Annotated in this window: 13 protein-coding genes and 1 pseudogene; 9 read left to right on the forward strand and 5 right to left on the reverse strand. The window is 45.8% G+C overall.

Going from position 1 to position 18835, the window contains the following annotated elements; translation table 11 throughout:
• Positions 1 to 42: 42 nt before the first annotated feature.
• The gene (locus BCT11_RS00095; RefSeq protein ID WP_061035390.1) at positions 43 to 1644 is read right to left on the reverse strand and encodes a long-chain fatty acid--CoA ligase; all 1602 of its coding nucleotides are present in this window, start codon (positions 1642 to 1644) and stop codon (positions 43 to 45) included.
• A gap of 343 nt (positions 1645 to 1987) precedes the next feature.
• Here BCT11_RS00095 and BCT11_RS00100 point away from each other — a divergent pair, with 343 nt between their 5' ends.
• The 4 genes and pseudogenes from BCT11_RS00100 to BCT11_RS00115 all read left to right on the forward strand — a co-directional run bounded on the left by BCT11_RS00100 (position 1988) and on the right by BCT11_RS00115 (position 7910).
• Positions 1988 to 2647, forward strand: a complete 660-nt coding sequence (locus BCT11_RS00100) for an HAD family hydrolase (protein WP_102386811.1) — start codon at positions 1988 to 1990, stop codon at positions 2645 to 2647.
• Between the two features lie 192 nt (positions 2648 to 2839).
• Positions 2840 to 3496, forward strand: coding sequence for a TetR/AcrR family transcriptional regulator (locus BCT11_RS00105; RefSeq protein WP_039975531.1), 657 nt, complete (start codon positions 2840 to 2842; stop codon positions 3494 to 3496).
• Positions 3483 to 4811 carry an acriflavin resistance protein gene (locus BCT11_RS00110; RefSeq protein ID WP_039975532.1) on the forward strand — a complete coding sequence of 443 codons (1329 nt, stop codon included), beginning with the start codon at positions 3483 to 3485 and terminating at the stop codon, positions 4809 to 4811. Before BCT11_RS00105 ends, BCT11_RS00110 begins: the two co-directional genes overlap by 14 nt.
• Positions 4808 to 7910 (forward strand): annotated as a pseudogene (locus BCT11_RS00115) (efflux RND transporter permease subunit). Before BCT11_RS00110 ends, BCT11_RS00115 begins: the two are co-directional and overlap by 4 nt.
• A 687-nt stretch (positions 7911 to 8597) precedes the next feature.
• On the opposite strand, the gene BCT11_RS00120 reads toward BCT11_RS00115, so the two are convergent.
• The 3 genes from BCT11_RS00120 to BCT11_RS00130 all read right to left on the reverse strand — a co-directional run bounded on the left by BCT11_RS00120 (position 8598) and on the right by BCT11_RS00130 (position 13473).
• The gene (locus tag BCT11_RS00120) at positions 8598 to 8864 is read right to left on the reverse strand and encodes a hypothetical protein (protein ID WP_102386812.1); all 267 of its coding nucleotides are present in this window, start codon (positions 8862 to 8864) and stop codon (positions 8598 to 8600) included.
• Positions 8865 to 9143: 279 nt separating this feature from the next.
• Positions 9144 to 12302, reverse strand: coding sequence for an efflux RND transporter permease subunit (locus BCT11_RS00125; RefSeq protein ID WP_102386813.1), 3159 nt, complete (start codon positions 12300 to 12302; stop codon positions 9144 to 9146).
• A gap of 13 nt (positions 12303 to 12315) precedes the next feature.
• Complete coding sequence (locus tag BCT11_RS00130; RefSeq protein WP_009706355.1) at positions 12316 to 13473, reverse strand: efflux RND transporter periplasmic adaptor subunit; 1158 nt, start codon at positions 13471 to 13473, stop codon at positions 12316 to 12318.
• Positions 13474 to 14062: 589 nt separating this feature from the next.
• Here BCT11_RS00130 and BCT11_RS00135 point away from each other — a divergent pair.
• From BCT11_RS00135 to BCT11_RS00145, 3 genes are all read left to right on the forward strand, one after another.
• A complete protein-coding gene (locus BCT11_RS00135) occupies positions 14063 to 15580 on the forward strand; it encodes a phospholipase D family protein (protein ID WP_102386814.1) in 1518 nt (505 codons plus the stop codon).
• Positions 15581 to 15669: 89 nt separating this feature from the next.
• A complete protein-coding gene (locus tag BCT11_RS00140; protein ID WP_054755512.1) occupies positions 15670 to 16257 on the forward strand; it encodes a class I SAM-dependent methyltransferase in 588 nt (195 codons plus the stop codon).
• A 33-nt stretch (positions 16258 to 16290) separates the two neighbouring features.
• Complete coding sequence (locus BCT11_RS00145; protein WP_038876617.1) at positions 16291 to 16854, forward strand: GNAT family protein; 564 nt, start codon at positions 16291 to 16293, stop codon at positions 16852 to 16854.
• A gap of 53 nt (positions 16855 to 16907) precedes the next feature.
• On the opposite strand, the gene BCT11_RS00150 is transcribed toward BCT11_RS00145, so the two are convergent.
• On the reverse strand, positions 16908 to 17381 hold the full coding sequence (locus BCT11_RS00150) for an ASCH domain-containing protein (protein ID WP_102386815.1): 474 nt from the start codon (positions 17379 to 17381) through the stop codon (positions 16908 to 16910).
• Positions 17382 to 17576: 195 nt separating this feature from the next.
• On the opposite strand from BCT11_RS00150, the gene BCT11_RS00155 reads away from it, so the two are divergent.
• Both BCT11_RS00155 and BCT11_RS00160 read left to right on the forward strand, forming a co-directional pair.
• Positions 17577 to 18434 carry a hypothetical protein gene (locus BCT11_RS00155; protein WP_102386816.1) on the forward strand — a complete coding sequence of 286 codons (858 nt, stop codon included), beginning with the start codon at positions 17577 to 17579 and terminating at the stop codon, positions 18432 to 18434.
• Positions 18431 to 18826, forward strand: coding sequence for a DUF2391 family protein (locus BCT11_RS00160; protein WP_005441475.1), 396 nt, complete (start codon positions 18431 to 18433; stop codon positions 18824 to 18826). Before BCT11_RS00155 ends, BCT11_RS00160 begins: the two co-directional genes overlap by 4 nt.
• The last annotated feature ends 9 nt before the right edge of the window (positions 18827 to 18835 follow it).

Below are 18835 nucleotides of genomic sequence, written 5' to 3' on the forward strand. Positions count from 1 at the left end.
GGGGCCGAATATTATGGGTTGGATGCAAACAGCTTCACTACTTTACAGATGAAGTTTACGCAGCTCTTTCTTATCCACTTTACCGACGCTGGTTTTCGCAATATCGTCAACCATCTTCACTTTCAGTAGTAACGCTTCTCTGGCTAGAATGCCTTTGCTGATGAAGTCTTTGGCGAAACTTAACAACTCTTTCTCCGTTACTTCTGCATCATCTTTTAGCGTCACTAATGCCAACGGCACCTCGCCCCATTTGTTATGAGGCATGCCAATCACGGCGACTTCCGACACGGCCTGATGCTGGTGTAGAATGTCTTCCAGCTCCAAAGAACTGACCCACTCACCAGAAATCTTAATCATGTCTTTTACGCGGTCGGTAATCTTGATAAAGCCTTCATGATCGATATGCGCGACATCGCCAGTGTGTAGGTAACCACCACGCCACAAGGCTTTAGAGTTCTTGTTGTCTTTGTAATAGCTCGGAGTCAACCAAGGAGCGCGAACCACAATCTCACCCGCACTTTCGCCGTCGTGGGGGAGCTTGTTCATTTCATCATCAACAATGTAAGCGTCTACCAGCGCGACTTTCTTACCCGTTTTAGAGCGGTACTCCGCTTGCTGATCGAGGTCGAGTTCGAGTTGCTCAGGAGTCAGTTGAACAATAGACAGAATTGGTCCTGTTTCGCTCATGCCGTAACCCGCAAACACATCAATATCGCGCTCAAGGGCTGATTTACACAATGCTTTCGGTAGCGCGGCACCACCAATCACGACTTTCCAACCAGAGAAATCCATCGACTTGGATTTTGGTGAGCTCAACAACAGATGCAGGATGGTTGGCACACAGTGCGAGAACGTCACCTTCTCCTGTTCAATCAAGTTAAGCAGAACATCTGGTACATATTTGCCCGGGTAGACTTGTTTCACGCCAAGCATGGTCGCCATGTACGGAAGCCCCCATGCGTGGACGTGGAACATTGGCGTAATCGGCATGTAGATATCACCTTGATGCAGTCGACCTTGTGACGCATTGGTGCCGATGGTGCTCAATATACCCATAGTATGGAGAACCAGTTGGCGGTGAGTAAAGAACACGCCTTTAGGGAAACCCGTCGTACCTGTCGTGTAGAAAGTGGTCGCAACGGTATTCTCATCGAAATCAGGAAAGTTGTATTCCGTACTTTCTTGCTCCAGAAGGCGCTCGTATTCACATTCATCGTTATCGCGCAAAACCACGTAACGCGTAACAGTGTCAATACGACCTTTGATCTGATCCAGAATTGGCAGAAATTCTTCGTTGATCAAGATAATGTCATCTTCCGCATGGTCGATGGTGTAAAGGATCTGCTCTGGAGACAAGCGTACGTTGATCATGTGTAGCTTTGCACCAATCATCGGGATGGCAAAGTAGCATTCAAGATAACGGTGTGAGTCATAATCCATTACCGCTACCGTATCACCTTTCTTCACGCCCATTTTGGTTAGTGCGTTTGCAAACTGTCTCACACGGTCATGAAACGTTTTATAGCTGTGACGACGGTGGTTCGCGTAGACGATTTCTTGCTCGGGGTTGAAAGCAACTGGGGAAAACAGCAAGTTTTTAATTAACAACTGATAATTGGATGGATCATTTACATACTGGTTCATATCGGGGATTCTTTTTGTATTTTTCTTAACGTTCGCTTTGCGCGAGTGGCGCTATTATCACTCAAAGACAAGACTGTATTCAGTACACAATATTGAGATCAGGTTCGAAAGACGCCATATATCTAAAGTACGCGGTTTCTAAAGTACCTCTGTATTGTAGCCTTCTATCACCAAGTCAGAAATGCTTCATCCCACGACTTAGTCATTAAGTTTTGTCATGGTCAGAAAAAGTGCAACGAAACCGTCACAGTTTGTCGTTAGCATACGTCCCACACTCGTAAACCTCGCTCTATACTGACCGACACGTTACATCGACCTCAATCCAAACTGTGAGAAGCCAACTATGTCCAAGCCTTTGTATGTTTTTGATCTGGATGAAACCTTAATCAATGCTGACTGCGCAATGATTTGGAATGAATTTATGGTTGAGAAAGGCATCGCCACTGCGTCTAACTTTATTGAGGAAGATAAGCGTCTAATGGGCTTGTATGCAGAAGGCAAAATGGACATGGAAGATTACCTAACGTTCTCCCTCAAGCCGCTAGAAAACATGCCTATTCAACAGGTCAACGCCTTGGTGGAAGAATGCGTTGAAAACCATATTCTGGCTAAACAATTCCCTCAAGCCAAAACACTGATTGAACAACTGTCTCGTGATGAGATTGATATGGTCATCATCTCGGCCAGCGTCACTTTTTTGGTTGAAGCGGTTGGTCGACGTATCGGCATCCCTAACGCGCTCGGGATTGATTTAGTCGAGCAAGGCAACGGCTACACGTCTGAAATAGAAGGCATCCCAAGTTATCGCGAAGGCAAAGTTACACGCTTAAAACAGTGGCTAGAGGCAAAACCAGAAACCTATTCAGACATCCATTTCTATACGGATTCGATCAACGACTTACCACTGTGTGAATACGCAGATCACGCCTATCTGGTCAATCCATGCCCTCGCCTAAAAGAGCACGCCGCTCGGCCGAATTGGACGGCGTTGAGTTGGGGTTGAAACCAGCCTCTCAAGCCGGCATCTATTAGACAAACCCATTCTTATTTCAATAAAGGGCAGTTTCTCCTGCTCTTTTTATGATCTCCCTTCACAAATTAATCACTTGATTAAATACTGATTAATTTTTCGAATGTCGCATGAGAAATCATCGCCTTATAATTAATCAAATGTTTAATATCTTGAGAGACGATTGTGACGGAAGCTCATCGAAGGGCGGGAAGACCCACAGATAAAATCGACGCACGGGAGAAGCTGATTTTCCATGCGCGCGAACTCTTCACCATTATGGCTTACGACAAGGTGTCTACTCGCCTAGTCGCGCAGAAAGCAGGGGTGAATGTGGCGATGATTCGCTACTACTTTGGCAACAAAGAAGGGTTATTTGAGACCATGCTGCGTGAAACGCTGTCACCGATGCAAAAGCAAATGCAGGCCTTATTGTCTGACAGTAATGAAAAGAACTTCCTCGACTTAATGCGTACCTACTATCGTGAGATGATCAAAGTACCGCAATTCCCCCGCTTGATTGCTCAAGTCATGCATATGCCCCCCTCAGAGACTCAACGTAAGTTACTAGAAAAAGTCTTTGCTGACATCAGCAAGCCGATGCAAGGCATTATGTTCGATAAGCTCATCGACAGTGGCGTTCTGCGCAAAGACGCCGACCCACAACTGTGCCGCGTTTCTTATATTAGTCTCATGGTGTTCCCATTTATGGCACCACCGGCCTTACTTGCGATTCATGGCATTGAGCTTTCTGAAGCCTTCTTGAACCGATTATTCGAACACAACATACAACTGATGAAACATGGATTTCTAGACTCGGGCGACCAATATGAAAATCAATAAAAAGCTTCTGTTCTTTCCTGCTCTTGCTGTCGGCGTCATTATCCTCTTTCTTGCGATTAGCCTTAAACCAGACTTACCCGTTAAACCCGCAGGTGATAGAGCAAGGCTGGTCGAGACAATTCCACTAGAGCTTAAGGCGATAGCACCTGTCGCAATTGGCTTTGGTAAAATAGCTCCGAAAGTTGAATGGAAAGCGATAGCCGAAGTGACCGGTAAAGTTGTTTACCGTCATCCGCAACTGGAAAAAGGACAGGTGTTGCAAGCAGGAACGGAAATCTTGCGAATCGATCCCCTCGATTACGAATTGAAATTGGTTCAAGCTCAAGCCGACCTCAAATCTGCCGAAACCTCTTTGGCTAAGCTGACTCAAGAAGAAGCCAACCTCAAAAGTACACTCAAGATCGAAGCAAACCGTTTGGTTATCGCCAACAAAGAGTTAGACCGTAAACAAAACCTGCGTAAGAAAGGCTTAACGTCTCAATCGGATGTTGATCAACAAGAGCAAAGCGCACTCTCTCAACGCAAATTAGTTTTGGACATCGAAAACCAAATCGGATTAATGCCAGATGAAAAGCGGGTTGCGGAAGCGTTAGTCAAAGTCAATGCATCAAAAGTTGACGAGGCAAAGCGCTCTCTCGATAAAACCATCATTACTCTGCCTTACGATTTGCGCATCTCGGAAGTCGAGATAGAACAGAACCAAGTAGTGAACCTTCAACAAACCATGGTGACGGCGCATGGCATTGACGTGATGGAAGTTGAAGCGCAATTGTCCATTCATGACATGCAGACACTGACTTCCAGTATTGGGGAATTTGGCCGTGATGAATCGGGTATTCCGCGCCCAGACATGTCAGCCATTCATGCCACGATTGAGCTTAACAGCGGCAATTTATCCGCAACTTGGCCAGCTAAAGTTGCTCGAATCAGCGAAACGGTAGACCCAAGCCAAGCCACCGCTGGAGTGATTCTGGAAATCGAACAAGACTACCGCTCACTCAATCCGACTTCTGCGCCGCCACTGGTTAATGGCATGTTTGTACGCTCGCTTATTGAAGGGCAAGAGAATCCGAGCTGGGTTATTCCTGAACGAGCCTTACATGGCGACAAAATCTACTTGATGGGTGAAGACAATCGCTTAAATATTGTGGCTGTAGAAGTTCTCTATCGCCGTGATAATCACGTGGTGATCGACGGCGATCTTGAGCAAGGTCAAAAGCTTATCATCAACGACCTGCTGCCTGCGATTAACGGTATGTTGTTAAAAGAAGCCGCACCTGAGTCAGAACAGAAAGCCGAGGAGTCTGATTCATGATCCGATTCTTCGCCAAACACCCAACCGCAGCCAACTTGTTGATGCTGACGCTATTAATATTGGGGATATCTTCACTATCTACGATTAAACGTGAAACCTTTCCGGAGTTTGATCCGCCCTACATCATGGCTGGCGTAGTTTACCCCGGAGCATCTCCACAAGAAGTAGAAGAGAGCATCTGTGTACGCATGGAAGACGCCGTCGATGGACTCGCAAACATTGAAGAGACGCAATGTGAAGCGATAGAAGGCTCAGCAAGACTGATTTTAAAGCTGAATGAAGATGCTGATATTGGCCGCATGCTGGTCGATGTACAAACTCAAATCAACTCTATTAACGACTTCCCTCAAGAGATTGAATCTCCAATGGTGCAAGAGCTTGATTGGAATGAGCCCGTTGTCGACGTTGCCATTACCGCAGACACCACATGGCCAGAGTTAAAAGCTTACGCAGAACAACTTAAGCGCACATTAAAGCTCGATTACGATGTGTCTTTGGTTGAAGTTGCTGGCTTCTCTGACCACCAATACAGAGTAGAGTTAGACACTCAAGCGATTCGCCAACTTGGGTTGAGTGTGGGTGATATCGCAGACCAAATTGGTCGTCAAAACGTCAAGTTGCCAAGTGGTAATGTCGAAACGCCGGATAAGAACTTTCTGATCCGCTTCGACGAACGACGCGTGACGCCGGAAGAGCTCGAGACTATCGTCGTGGGCTCTGGTCCAAATGGATCAATCATCCGTCTAAGAGACATCGCAACGATTACCGACCGATTTGAATTGGACGAACAGAAAGTCCTCTTTGATGGTCACCCTTCTGCCCTACTAAAAGTCAGCAAAAACAAAGAAGATGATGCACTGCGTATCAAGGAACGAGTTGCTCAGTTTGTCGAAGAACAACAAGCCATCGCGCCAGACGGTGTGATGCTACAAATGACCAATGACCTTTCATCCGTGCTTTGGGATCGCCTAACCATGATGGTCAAAAACGGTTGGCAAGGTATCATTCTGGTTTTCGCCACCATGTGGTTGTTCTTTAGTTTTCGCTACTCTTTTTGGGTCGCAGCTGGTTTGCCCGTAGCCTTCTTAGGTGGGTTATTTTTGATGGCGCAACTTGGCCTGTCCATCAACATCATGTCTTTGGTTGGGTTACTCATGGCCATCGGTATCATGATGGATGATGCCATCGTTATTGCCGAATCGATCGCCGCTCACCTCGACCGAGGAGAAGAGATCGATGATGCCGTAATTAAAGGGGTGAAAAAGGTACTGCCGGGGGGTAATTTCTTCCTTTTTAACTACGGTGTGTATTTTCGGTAGCTTGTTATTCCTGCAAGGTGAAATGGGTGCGGTACTTAAAGCGGTTCCTCAAGTTCTGATCCTCGTTTTGAGTTTGAGTTTGGTGGAAGCCTTCTTGATCCTACCTAACCACCTTTCTCATTCACTGCATAAACAAAAGCAAGAGCGAAAGACACCGAAGTTCAAACAAAAGCTGCTCGCTTCTTTTGAAAACTTCCGCAACACCACCTTGGTCAACGCAGTGGATAAAGTGGTCGAGTATCGCTATGCCTTTATGGGTGGTGTGGTTGCCTTGCTTCTTATCTCCGCTGCCACGTTAGTAGGTGGTTTGCTCAAGTTCCAACACTTCCCTGAACTGGATGGCGATATTGCAGAAGCGCGCATTATTCTCCCTCCGGGTTCTTCTCTGTCTCAAACTGAAGCCGTCGTCGATAAGATCGTTGCCTCCGCTCAAAAGTTAGATAAAGAATGGACAGAGAAAGTGGAAGACGGCAATCCATTGGTTCTACACATCACCAGTCAGTTCAACGCTAACGCCGACGCGAATGAATCTGGCCCTCACATTGCCACGGTACGTCTGGATTTACTTGGTGCAGAGAGTCGTAACACACTCATCGATGAATTTATCGATGCATGGCGCGAAGACATTGGTGAACTTGCCGATCCTATCTCACTGGTATTTAAACAACCGACCATGGGGCCGGGTGGACGAGCGATTGAAATTCGAGCGAAGCATGATGATCTGGATGCGCTCAAAGCAGCCTCTATCGATATTCAGCAATACCTGAATGAGTTTGACGGTGTCCATGGCGTATTGGACGACATGCGTATGGGTAAAGAAGAAGTCTTGGTTAAACTCCGTCCGGGCGCAGAAGCTTACGGGATTAACGGCCAACTCATCGCCAATCAATTGCGTGCAGCATTCTTTGGCCAAACTGCAGACGAGATCCAAGTTGGAGTAGAAAACATTTCCATCGAAGTTCGCCTCGATAAAGCACAAGCTGGTGACTTACAGCAATTGGCAAACTTCCCAATTATCTTGTCCGATGGCAGTCAAATCCCACTCGCGACCATTGCGACTTTGGATTTCCAACGTAATTACGTAAGAATCCAGCGCATTGATGGCTTGCGCACAGTGAGCGTATTCGGCGATATCGACAATACGAAAGCCAACTCGACAGCTATCATTCGTCAGTTCCAACAGGATGAAGCGCCAAAGCTTATGCAAAAGTATCCTGGCCTTCGTTTCGATTTTGAAGGTGAAGCCAAAGATACCGCTGAAACTGGCGCATCAATGGGTAAAGGCTTCTTGCTTGGTTTGTTTGGCGTGTTTGCGATTTTGAGTTACCAGTTCCGCAGTTATTTGGAACCATTCGTGGTCATGCTTGCGATTCCACTCGCCTTTATTGGCGTGGTATGGGGACACATCCTACTCGGTCACTCATTAAGTATGCCGAGTATGATGGGCTTTGTCTCACTAGCGGGGATTGTGGTGAATGACTCGATTCTGTTAGTTCAGTACATACGCCATCATGTCGATGAAGGAGATAATGTGCACGACTCGGTAGTCAAAGCCAGTCGGGAACGCTTTAGAGCAGTATTCCTGACATCAATGACCACTGCAGCAGGTTTGCTTCCGTTACTGACTGAAACCAGCCTGCAAGCACAGGTTATCCAACCACTGGTTATCTCCATCGTGTTTGGTATTTTCGCATCCACTCTGCTGGTGTTATTTATGATCCCTGCCGCGTATGCCATTTTAGCTGACTTCGGCCTAGTCCATAAACACGAAGAGATCTAAAACGACTGATAAGTAAATTTATCAAAATGAACAAGAGCGGCTTAGGTCGCTCTTTTTGTTTTCAGTGAAAAGCGTTAAAAACAACACAAACACTTAACAAATACAGGGTTATTATGTGGCATTAAGTGCAAATATGAACAATTGAGAATGCGGTATGTCGAGTTTTATATAACCAACCCCAATGATCACTATAGGATTTATGATAAGTTTTATTATCAAAAACGACATTTAGCACAGTATAAATACACACAGACAACACATTCACAATTTGAACTAACGATAATGAAATCATTGATTGAAGAATTAACATTTTAACAATGATTACAACAATGTTAACTTTAGCCTCGTTGGTCGCACTGGTGGTAAGCCTCTCACCAAGCCTATTGTCAGTATGATATGGACGTTCGACCATCTCCAAAATGAATAGACACCCAATTTGGTGCCCTTTTTTCGCCCGTGAAGGTATTCTTCGCGGGCTTTTTTCTATCTGCCGTATTTCTCCTACTCAGTTCCCAGTTTTAGCGCCCCCTCCTCAATCAACAGGCATAAAAAAGCCAACCCATTAATAGGTTGGCAAATAGAGCAACAAGGTTGACGCTGACTGCTCACTAACGTCGTGCTTGTATCGGATGCACTCTGGTTAATCACTCGTCCTTGTGACTAACACGGAATCTTTGTCGTCAGAGGTTATGACTTGGTTGCCTCTGTCTTCTGGCATTTGATCTTTACCAGTTGAGCTTGTTGTTCTTTGATGTGTTTAACAATGCGTTCATCGCGTTCATCAATAACGTCCATGTTCATTTGTTGGATGTCCGCAACCGCCTCATGCTTCATTGTTGTAAATTCTTGACGTAAATCCGCACTCCACTCTTCTTTGTCTAGAGTGTTAGCAGCAGCGATTGGTGATGACATTACAGCAATAAGACCTAGAGTAGATAGAAATACGCTTTGCATAATAAGCTCCTTAGGGATTAGCAGTTCATTGGGTTGCACTCTATACATTGCACATAGGATGCCAACTTTTTAAACCTTTAATATCAACAACTTAAACAAAAGTTTATTTTTCCACCATCTGCTCAATGGCGAATTTCACACACACAGTGTTAAATTAACCAACGATATTTATGAATATTTAACCATTCACTCAACTTATAGTATAGATAGTCCATTTCAGTTCGCTTAAGGCACAAAAAAGCAGCCCGAAGGCTGCTTAGATTTCCGCTTTAGGTGAAACTAGCTTTGCGTGCTTTCGTTGCCGACAGTGTTTGATGACTGTGATTTGAACTTACCTATCAAGCGACCAAAGAATCGTTTAATAATGCGGAAGATGTTTTTAATATCCTCTAGCATCAGGTACAAACAAGGTACCAGAATCAAGGTAAGGACAGTTGCAAACAGAACGGCAAAACCAAGCGCGACCGCCATCGGAATAACAAAACGCGCCTGCAAACTGGTTTCAAACATGATAGGAAGTACACCAGCGAAGGTGGTAATTGACGTCAGCGTGATCGCTCGAAAACGTGCACAGCCAGCTTCAACAACCGCCTGCTTAATGCTCATGCCTTTTTCTCGCACTTGGTTAACGTAATCTGTCATCACCAAAGAATCGTTGATAACCACACCCGCTGCCGCGATTAAACCAAATGTCGACATCATGCTGATGTCCATATCCAGCCAGAAATGTCCCCAAATCGCGCCCGTTAAGCTAAACGGAATCACCGACATGACGATAAGCGGTTGGGTATAGCTCTTAAGCGGCACGGCCAGCAAGATGTATACGATGATCATGCCTGCAATGAAGAACATGATTTGCTCGTTACGCTGCGCAGCTTGCTCTTCGATGTCACCACCCAATTCCGTTTTCACGCTTGGGAAGGCTTGCTTCATGTCCGGTAAGATGTTGTCGTCGATAACTTTCACGACTTCTTGAGGTTCAACCAACTCTTCATCTATAGAGCCATAGACATAAACGGTTTGATAACCGCCTTCACGTCGAATGGTACTCACACCCGGTTGCTCGTTGATCTTCACCACATCACCAAGCATGACCTTTTTGCCTGCTGGTGTGGTAATCACAGCGTAACGCAGTGATGAGAAGGCTTCACGCGTCAGTTGCGGGTAACGCACCATAACCTTAATTTCTTCGCCATCACGAATAATGCGCTGCGCTTCACCACCGTAGAAACTGCCACCCACTTGCTCTGCGATCATCGTGAGATCCAAGCCCAAATCATAAGCAACAGGAGCTAGTGATAGCAGTACCTCTTTACTACCGGAATCGATAGACGAAGAAATATCGTACAGACCTTCTTCTTGCTGGAGGCGACCAATCAAGTATCGACCCGCTTCGTTTAGCTCGTTAATGTCCGAACCAAACAGCAAGTAGCCAAACTCGTCGCGGTCACCGCCACCTGCACTTTGCTCGCGGATCTTAAAGCTCTTCATGCCCGGAATAACTGGCATTGCCTCACGCCAGCGACGTGCAAGTTCAAAGGTATTGAATGGACGCAGTTCTTCATCCACAAGCGGTACAAGAATACGACCTTCAGTACGACTTCGGTTATAAGAAAGCACATCACGAATCATCCCCTGACCATGCTCATCAATGATCTGGTTTTCGATTTTCTGCATCACGCCTTCAATGGTTTTTAACGCATTGATGGTTTGCTCGCTCGATACCGTGTCATTCATCTCGATCGTAATCGCCGGATAATCCGTTGGTACTTTCGGGCTTGGAATCACACGCACGTAGTTCGAGCTAACTAAAGCAGCACTAATCAACAACAGACCACAGAAAAAGGCAAACACGGTCCAACGCCAATGAGTACAAACCTTAACGAAGCTTCGGTAAGGACCATTAACAAAGCCGAAGAAGCGCTTGTTGAAATTATCACGCCAACCACCAGGCTTAATCGGTTTGAAATTAGTATGCGCTAAGTGAGCGGGAAGAATCAGCTTCGATTCAATCAAACTAAAGATTAGACACAGGATCACCACACCCGCAATGCCGTAGAAGAAGGCACTATCAATCCCACTTGAGAGTAGGAATGGGGCAAACACCGCTATCGTGGTTAACACACCAAAGGTTGCCGGAGTCGCGACACGCTTAACACCCGTCACAACGTTCTCAACACCACCGCCCTTCTCTTCGATCTCACTGTAGGCACTTTCCCCGGTTACGATGGCGTCATCCACCACGATACCGAGCACCATGATAAAGGCAAACAAAGACACAATGTTCACGGTGATACCCAGCATTGGCATCATCATTACTGCGCCTAAAAAACACACTGGTAGCCCCAACATCACCCACATTGCTAAGCGGAAACGAAGGAATACCGAGAGCATGATGGCAACCAACGCGGCACCTTGAAGAAGGTTTTTCAGCATCATGTCGAGACGACCATTTAGGTAGTAGGTCATATCAACGAGAACTTTCAGTTGAATGTCATCAGGTAAGTTTTTGTTCTTTGCTTCGATGTAGTTACGAACGGATTCAGCAACTGGGATGATGTTTTGATCACGCGTGGCTTGAACCGCCATGTAGATCGCGTTTTGCCCCGAGTATTCGAAGTAACGGTCTTCTTCTGTGAAGCCGTCTTTAATCGTTGCGATGTCTTGTAGCAGAACTTTTGCACCGTTTGCGCCAAGCTTAACTGGAATATTGCGGAACTCATCACCACGGTAGTATTGGTTCTCAATACGTACTGCGATCATGCCTGCGTTGGTTTTTACTTCACCTGCAGAAAAGTTCGCTGAGTAACGACGAATCGCGTTGCTCACATCACTTAATGTTAAGTCATATTTACGAAGAATCAGCGGATCAACTTCGATAGCAATCTCTTCTTCTGGTGCATTGAGATCCACCAGCATGACATTTTTCAGTTGCAGTAATTCGTCTTCGACTTGTTTAGCGATAGGTTTGAGCTCTTCCAGTGGTCTATCGCCCACCAAGCCCATTTCTATCACCTCTTGTCGCCATTCCACCTGATAAACGTTGATGGGTTCCATGCCTGCAGGAAGGTTAGATAAGGTATCTACCCGTTGCTTTACATCGTCCAATACGCGTTTGATGTCAGCATTCACATCCACTTCTATCGATACATAAGCGCTGCCTCGAGAAGCTCGTGCCACGGTCTTTTTGATGCCAGTGACGTCTTTGATCGATTCTTCGACTTTAACCAAGATACTCTCTTCAATCTCTTGCGGAGAGGCACCAGGATAAGCCGCTCGAATGTTGATGTAGTTAACTTCAACGTTCGGGAACATTTGTCGTTGAATGAACATGAAGCTCACGATACCCATCACGATGATGAACACCATCATTAGGTTCGCGGCGACAGAGTTATTCGCAAAATAGGCAATGATGCCCTTTTGTTGATTCTCTTCCATGATTGACTCCTACTTACTGTACGACGGTTTCGGAGTCGTCATTCTTTTTTGCGACTTGGACAGCCATGCCTTTTTGCGGGTACTCAGGTAACGTCAGAACCAGCTTGTCTGATTGCTCAAGACCTTCCCCCACAAGTAGGAACTCACCTTCTGCACGAAGTACATTGACGGTTCTCGGTTGCAGTTCGTTTTCGCCATTCACGACCCAAACGGTGCGGTTCTTAACTAGCTCCTGAGGGAGACGATAAATGTGCTTGAGTTCTTTACCGGTAAAGCTCACTTCAACGTATGAACCAAACTTAATAGGTGGCTGATTGTTGTCTAGACCATACGGGTCACGAACTTGAATCACCATATTGATCATGCGCGTCGCGCTGTCGATCATGCCGAGATCACGAACCACTTTACCTTCACGCGTCGTCGATAGAATGCCTTGCTGGGTTACAGTCGCACGTAGCTCTTTCAAAGATTCAGGAAGGAATGCACTGTCAAAACCAGCGATAGGAACGTGGATCTCCGCCACTTCGATATTGTTCAAGGTTGCAACGCGAGAGCCGGAAGAGACAAACTGCCCCACACCGATATCACGCTCAACAACAAGTGCATCGTATGGCGCAATCACTTTACAGTTTTCTAGGTCACGGTTAGCTCGCTTCAACGCTGCTTGTGCAGACTTAACTTGCGCCTGAGCACTCAAGACATGGGGCTTGCGTAGGTAAAGGTCTGTGACTTGCTTGTCGCTTAACTTTTTCGCTTGGCGTTTTGCGACTTCCGCTTTGGCTTGTTCCTCGATCAACGCAGCACGTGCACTTGCCAAGCCCGCTTCTGCTTGTAGAACAGCTGCTTCATAGTTATCACTTTCAATCGTGAATAACACTTCACCACGCTTTACGATTCCACCCGTCACAAAATTTGGGTGCCAACTGATCACTTCGCCGCTAACTTGCGCTGCTAAGTGCGTTTTTTCGAATGGACGCATTTCACCGTGACTGGTGATAACAACTTTATGATCGGTAGGAAAAAGTGAAGAGGTTTGTACTGTGGGTTCAGTAATGGTGTCTTTGATTGACTCTTTTTCGGGCGCAGTAGCGGCAATCGCGGCATAACCCGCATAAGAACCACCAACTACGACGAAGGGTAAAAGCCAACGTAATACTGGTTTTGCTAACATCAAAAATCCTTTTTTATTTTTGTATTCTCCTGTTCATCCCCGTCAGGCCTTCGCCTTAGAGCTGAATTAACAAACGGAACGTTCGATAACCCAAACTCCTACTCCCCGCGGACAAACAGTGAGTGTTTGCATCTGAAATAGACAACTTTATAAGAGCGCCGTGCTTCCGCTGTGTTTCGCGATTATCAATCACAAAAGAACTATCCATGGCAAGTTAATAAAATTAACAAAAACTTAACCATCTCCGCAAGTTACGACCTCTCACGCTCACTGTTTATACGCAATCGTCATGCCAAACGTTTACCCTTTAAATATCAATAAGTTAAGCTGAAACGGTAATTTTTCTCAGTGCAGTGTTGGTAATTACCACCAGATATTAGTGATATTGACCATTTCCGAGCAAAACATAAGTAAAAAACATGATATTGTCCGCCCGAATAATATGCTTTCCAAAAACCATATCGAGTCATTCCGATTCGGTTGCTTTATTAAGAAATCTGCGACTTGGCTACAATCACTCGCGTTACCCAGATTTAAAGCTTGATATATAATCAAAGAGTTACGTTGTGTCTTAACAAGGAAGTGTGCATTGCTACGTTCTCTCTCTAAAGCCTTACTCGGTTCAATGCTTGTACTTGTCTCGGCTTGCTCCTCAATTCAGCCAAGAGATCCAAGTGAGAAATCCACCAGTTTTCAGTTCGGGTATCAAAGCGACTCATCTTTGGCAGAATTTTTTGAAAGCTACGACAAAGACCCGAACTCAGACACTGGCTTTTACCCTCTTAATCAGGGAAACGATGCGCTATTAGCTCGAATCGCACTGATTGAATCTGCCGAAAAAAGCCTAGATTTGCAGTACTACATCTACCGCAGTGATGAAACCAGTCAGCTAATGACGTGGCGTTTGTATGAAGCAGCAAAACGTGGTGTACGCGTTCGCCTGCTTCTAGATGACATGCAAAAGCGAAACGATGCAGGAATGGCAGAGCTGAACGCTCACCCAAACATCGAAATCCGACTGTTTAACCCACACCAATATCGAGATGCGCGTGTATTTGCACTGGCAAGTGACTTTGACCGCCTTAATCGTCGCATGCACAACAAGGCTCTGATTTCCGATAGTGTGTCTGCCATTGTCGGCGGCAGAAACATTGGTAATGAATACTTCTCTTTCGAGTCCAATGTCGAGTTTGGTGATTTCGATTTGATGCTTTATGGCGAGGCTGTGACGCAAACGGCGGACCAATTCGATTTGTATTGGAATAGTCTCTATGCCATCCCAATGGAATGGATTGTGCCTGAGTCTGAAAAAGTGGCAGACGATACGATTCAAGCGCAAGTAAAAAAACTCAAATTGGAAGAGAAGTTTTCTACCGGTCCCTATAACTTCAAAGAGTTAGACCTGTACGAGGAGCTCCAACAAGGCAAACTGAAACTGTATTGGGGACAAGGCCAAGTATGGTTCGATTTACCCGATAAGATTGCCACTCAAGAAAGCCAACTGGTCGCAAACTTAGGTGAACTCCTTGAGAACGTTGAAGATTCTTTTGTTCTAATTTCCCCTTACTTTGTGCCGACAGAATCCGGAACAAAAGCTCTGACTGATGCGGCAAAACGCGGGATAGATATCACCATCGTGACGAATAGCTTGGCATCAAACGATGTATTTGCTGTGCACGGTTGGTACGCCAAGTACCGAGAAGATTTGGTCAAAGCGGGCATTAAACTTTGGGAAGTAAAAGCCAGTGCGAAAATTAAAAGTAAATGGAGCTTAACCGGTAGCAGCCGAGCGAGTCTGCACGCCAAAGCCATGATGATCGATGGGAAAACCTTGTTTGTAGGTTCGATGAACTGGGATCCGCGTTCGGCTGAGCTCAATACAGAGATGGGCGTAGTTATAGAGCAACCAGAGTACGTGCAAAAACAACAAACCGTTTTGCCAGAGCAGTTGAAAGAAAATGCCTATCAACTCATCATCAAAGATGGTGATATCGCATGGATTGATCAAGCTACAGGCGAAGAATTTGATTCAGAGCCAGAAGCCAGTGTGTGGAGAAAAATGGGCGCTTGGTTCTCGGGCATCCTGCCAATCGAGGATCAGCTTTAGCTTCCCAGCGAAAGATGAAGTCAACTAGTCTAAATCAAAACGCTATTCAACACTGAGTAGCGTTTTTTACGCATAAGAAAGGAATCTCAATGTCAGTAACATGGAACGAATACTATCAAAAGGTTGCGAGCCAACCTCACCGACCAAACGTAGAACGTGCCGCCAATCTGCTTACGCTCGACAACAAAATCGCCATTGATGCAGGATGCGGTACCGGTCGAGATTCCAACTACCTCCTCAATCAAGGCTTTACCGTTTACGCGTTTGACACTCATCAAGATGCGGTGGAAACTTGCTTGACGCGTTTCGAAGGCAATCCTAACTTTTCCATATCGCAGTCTTGCTTTAGTGACTTTGATTACCCGCAATGCAGCTTGTTCATTGCCAGTGCGAGTTTGTTCTTTTGCCCTAGTGAGCACTTTGAAAGCGTGTGGCGAAGAATCGACTCAGCCTTAGTCTCCGGCGGTGTTTTTTGTGGGGATTTACTGGGCGTGAAAGACTCTTGGGTCAAAGCCAAAACGCATCCAGACATCAGTGCGTTCACCAGAGAGCAAGTCGAAGCATTGTTTGAAGGATATGACATTCTCCACTTCCATGAGCGGGATGAAGATGGCAGCACTGCTCTCGGCAATGCAAAACATTGGCACATGTTCAGCGTCACTGCGGTCAAACGTTAATTCGTTACTCTTATTCGTATTAAAAGGAGTGTTATGTACCATTTCCAAGGCGTCACATTAAGACGAGCCGTTCCGGAAGAAGCCAAAGCGCTCTATAAGCTCATCACTGAGGATGAACGCTGGGCGCAATTCAACGGTCCTTACTTCCCTTATCAAACACCGACATTAGAAGGCTTTCGTAACCACACCTTTCAACGCCTACTGAAAGGTGAAGACATGTTATTGATTGAGTTCGAAGGTAAGCCCGTTGGTTCAGTGAGTTGGTATTGGGAATGTGAGAGCACTCGCTGGCTTGAAGCTGGCATCGTCATTTACGATTCAAACTCTTGGGACAAAGGGTTGGGGTTTTGTGCGCTAGTACCTTGGATTAGCCATATATTCGAAACCCAAGACATAGCACGAGTTGGTTTAACAACGTGGTCTGGTAACCCAAGAATGATGCGTTGCGCAGAAAAGCTTGGCATGCAACAGGAAGCCCGGATTCGTAAAGTACGTTACTACCAAGGCGAGTACTACGACTCCATCAAATACGGCGTATTAAGAGAAGAATGGCAAGCGCTGCTCCAACAACTCTATAGCCAAGAACAATTGGCGTAAATCATCGTATTTAATGAAAAAGCTTGGCAACGCGCCAAACCTTTGTAGTTGGGTTACTTGGATATAGGGTAAACCGCTCTAAAACGCTCAAGCACCAATAAACGTTGATCGTGCCACTCGATGCCAAGCTCCTCACATTCCGCTTTAAAGAATTTAGTGTGCGCTTCTCGCCACCAAGCTATCGAGCGGTCGCCCTCCCCTTCAGCTTGGGCAAATTCTTCACTCACGTCCGAATATCGGCAGGTACTGACGTCTGTAATTTGAATAATACAAACAGGTTCGCCGCCCCAATTGGTCACCACTTGTAAGTGCCCGACTTGAGGCATCACCTCTCCGTGTTCGCTGTACCAGAGCTCCATACTACAAGAGGCCGTTTTCTGGCCAATTCTAACCAGCTCAGCACAAGTATTGGCGTTGTACTCGTCAGCACAATAATAATCAGCGCTTACTGAGGGAATCGCTGCTTGCGCTTGTTCAGAGAGCGTCTCCATATAATGGGTAAGATAAGCTTGTGCTTTGGCGTCCATACTTCTGTTCCTTGGCTCTGCTTTTCCATCGCTTTACTAACCGGAAAGAGTATCCATTCATGATCAAAAGAACAAGATATGAGCCCATCAGAACACTTTATAAAACAAGCATTTTTCATCTGATTTTTGCTAAACCTAGTCTGTATTTGCTATGGTTTCAGAGATCCATCCATTCTCGACGCAAAAGGACGTTCTATGCGCTTATTCATCGGCATCTTCTTCGCTGCTCTGCTCTCCTTTCCAACTCTTGCATCAGAAGAAAAATACTCAGAGTCCGAGATGCTAGACAGACCATTGATGGAACGCTACATCCTCGATGAACTGAAATCACTGCGTCAGGAACAACAAGATCTGGAGCGACGAATGATCGTCGAAATCACCGATCGTGAACTGACTGTCGCGGACAAATCGTTGAACTACGCCAACGTAACGGTCACTTACTTCTTCTACATCATTGCTGGTGTCGCTTCTTTGATCGCCTTTGTTGGTTGGCAATCTCTTCGCGAATTTAAGAACAACACCACAGAAATGGCGGACAAACGCCTCGAAAAAATTGCTCAAGAATATGAGAAAAAATTCCTAGAATTAGAACGCGATTTAAAACGCAAAACGCGTATCATCAGTGAGAACAACAAAGAGATTGAGAAAATCAACGAAATCCACAACTTATGGTTGCGTGCACAAAGCTCACAAACACCTGAGCAGCGTATCGATATTTACGATGAGATCTTACTAGTTCGACCTGGAGATTTAGAAGCACTTACATACAAAGCAGACGCAGCAATGGAAATCAAAGAGTACCACTGGGCATTGAGCTTATGTAACAGAGTTCTGGAAGTGGACGATACGAACGGCCCAGCCCTTTACCAACGCGCTTGTGCCTACTCTCGTTTAGGGATTGAAGAGCAAGCGATTGAAGACTTAGAGCGTGCGATTGATACCAGCCCTTCCATTCGCGATCTGTTAGCGGAAGAACAAGATCTCGAGCTGCTTCACGGCAATGAGCGCTTTGATCAGCTCTTAGCAAGCAGCACGCCTGAGTCTCAAGCATGAGCAGCCACTTTAACCTCGAAGATGCCAGCCAAGTTTTAGTTGGCGCTTTTGCTCTCGCCGTCCCAATTTCTTTCTCGGAAGAAGCGTGGCGCTTGGGTGAAAGCTTGCCGATGTTGAATTTGCTGATGCTATTCAGCTTGTCGGTACTCTTCTTAGGTTTTTTCGCTTATCAAAGCGTATTTCAAAGCAACATAAAAACGCGCGTTGCCGTTTTCATCTTTCGTGTGGTAATTGCCTACTTCATCGCCGCTGTGGTGGTGGCTTTAGTGCTATTCTGCATCAACAAACTTCCTTTATTCACCGACCCACTTATCGCCCTCAAACGGGTGATTGTGATTACTATGCCTGCTTCAATGGGCGCGATTGTGGTGGATAGTTTCGATAAGGAATAACCAGCTCAG

It is taken from the genome of Vibrio sp. 10N.222.52.B12 (genome assembly GCF_002875385.1).
In the GTDB taxonomy this organism is placed as follows: domain Bacteria; phylum Pseudomonadota; class Gammaproteobacteria; order Enterobacterales; family Vibrionaceae; genus Vibrio; species Vibrio jasicida.

Bases quoted from the DNA above. Each gene is read 5' to 3' on its own strand.
- BCT11_RS00160 (WP_005441475.1), top strand. From the start codon at position 18,431: ATGAGCAGCCACTTTAACCTCGAAGATGCCAGCCAAGTTTTAGTTGGC.
- BCT11_RS00125 (WP_102386813.1), bottom strand. From the start codon at position 12,302: ATGGAAGAGAATCAACAAAAGGGCATCATTGCCTATTTTGCGAATAAC.
- BCT11_RS00140 (WP_054755512.1), top strand. From the start codon at position 15,670: ATGTCAGTAACATGGAACGAATACTATCAAAAGGTTGCGAGCCAACCT.
- BCT11_RS00110 (WP_039975532.1), top strand. From the start codon at position 3,483: ATGAAAATCAATAAAAAGCTTCTGTTCTTTCCTGCTCTTGCTGTCGGC.
- BCT11_RS00100 (WP_102386811.1), top strand. From the start codon at position 1,988: ATGTCCAAGCCTTTGTATGTTTTTGATCTGGATGAAACCTTAATCAAT.
- BCT11_RS00150 (WP_102386815.1), bottom strand. From the start codon at position 17,381: ATGGACGCCAAAGCACAAGCTTATCTTACCCATTATATGGAGACGCTC.
- BCT11_RS00155 (WP_102386816.1), top strand. From the start codon at position 17,577: ATGCGCTTATTCATCGGCATCTTCTTCGCTGCTCTGCTCTCCTTTCCA.
- BCT11_RS00095 (WP_061035390.1), bottom strand. From the start codon at position 1,644: ATGAACCAGTATGTAAATGATCCATCCAATTATCAGTTGTTAATTAAA.
- BCT11_RS00120 (WP_102386812.1), bottom strand. From the start codon at position 8,864: ATGCAAAGCGTATTTCTATCTACTCTAGGTCTTATTGCTGTAATGTCA.
- BCT11_RS00145 (WP_038876617.1), top strand. From the start codon at position 16,291: ATGTACCATTTCCAAGGCGTCACATTAAGACGAGCCGTTCCGGAAGAA.
- BCT11_RS00130 (WP_009706355.1), bottom strand. From the start codon at position 13,473: ATGTTAGCAAAACCAGTATTACGTTGGCTTTTACCCTTCGTCGTAGTT.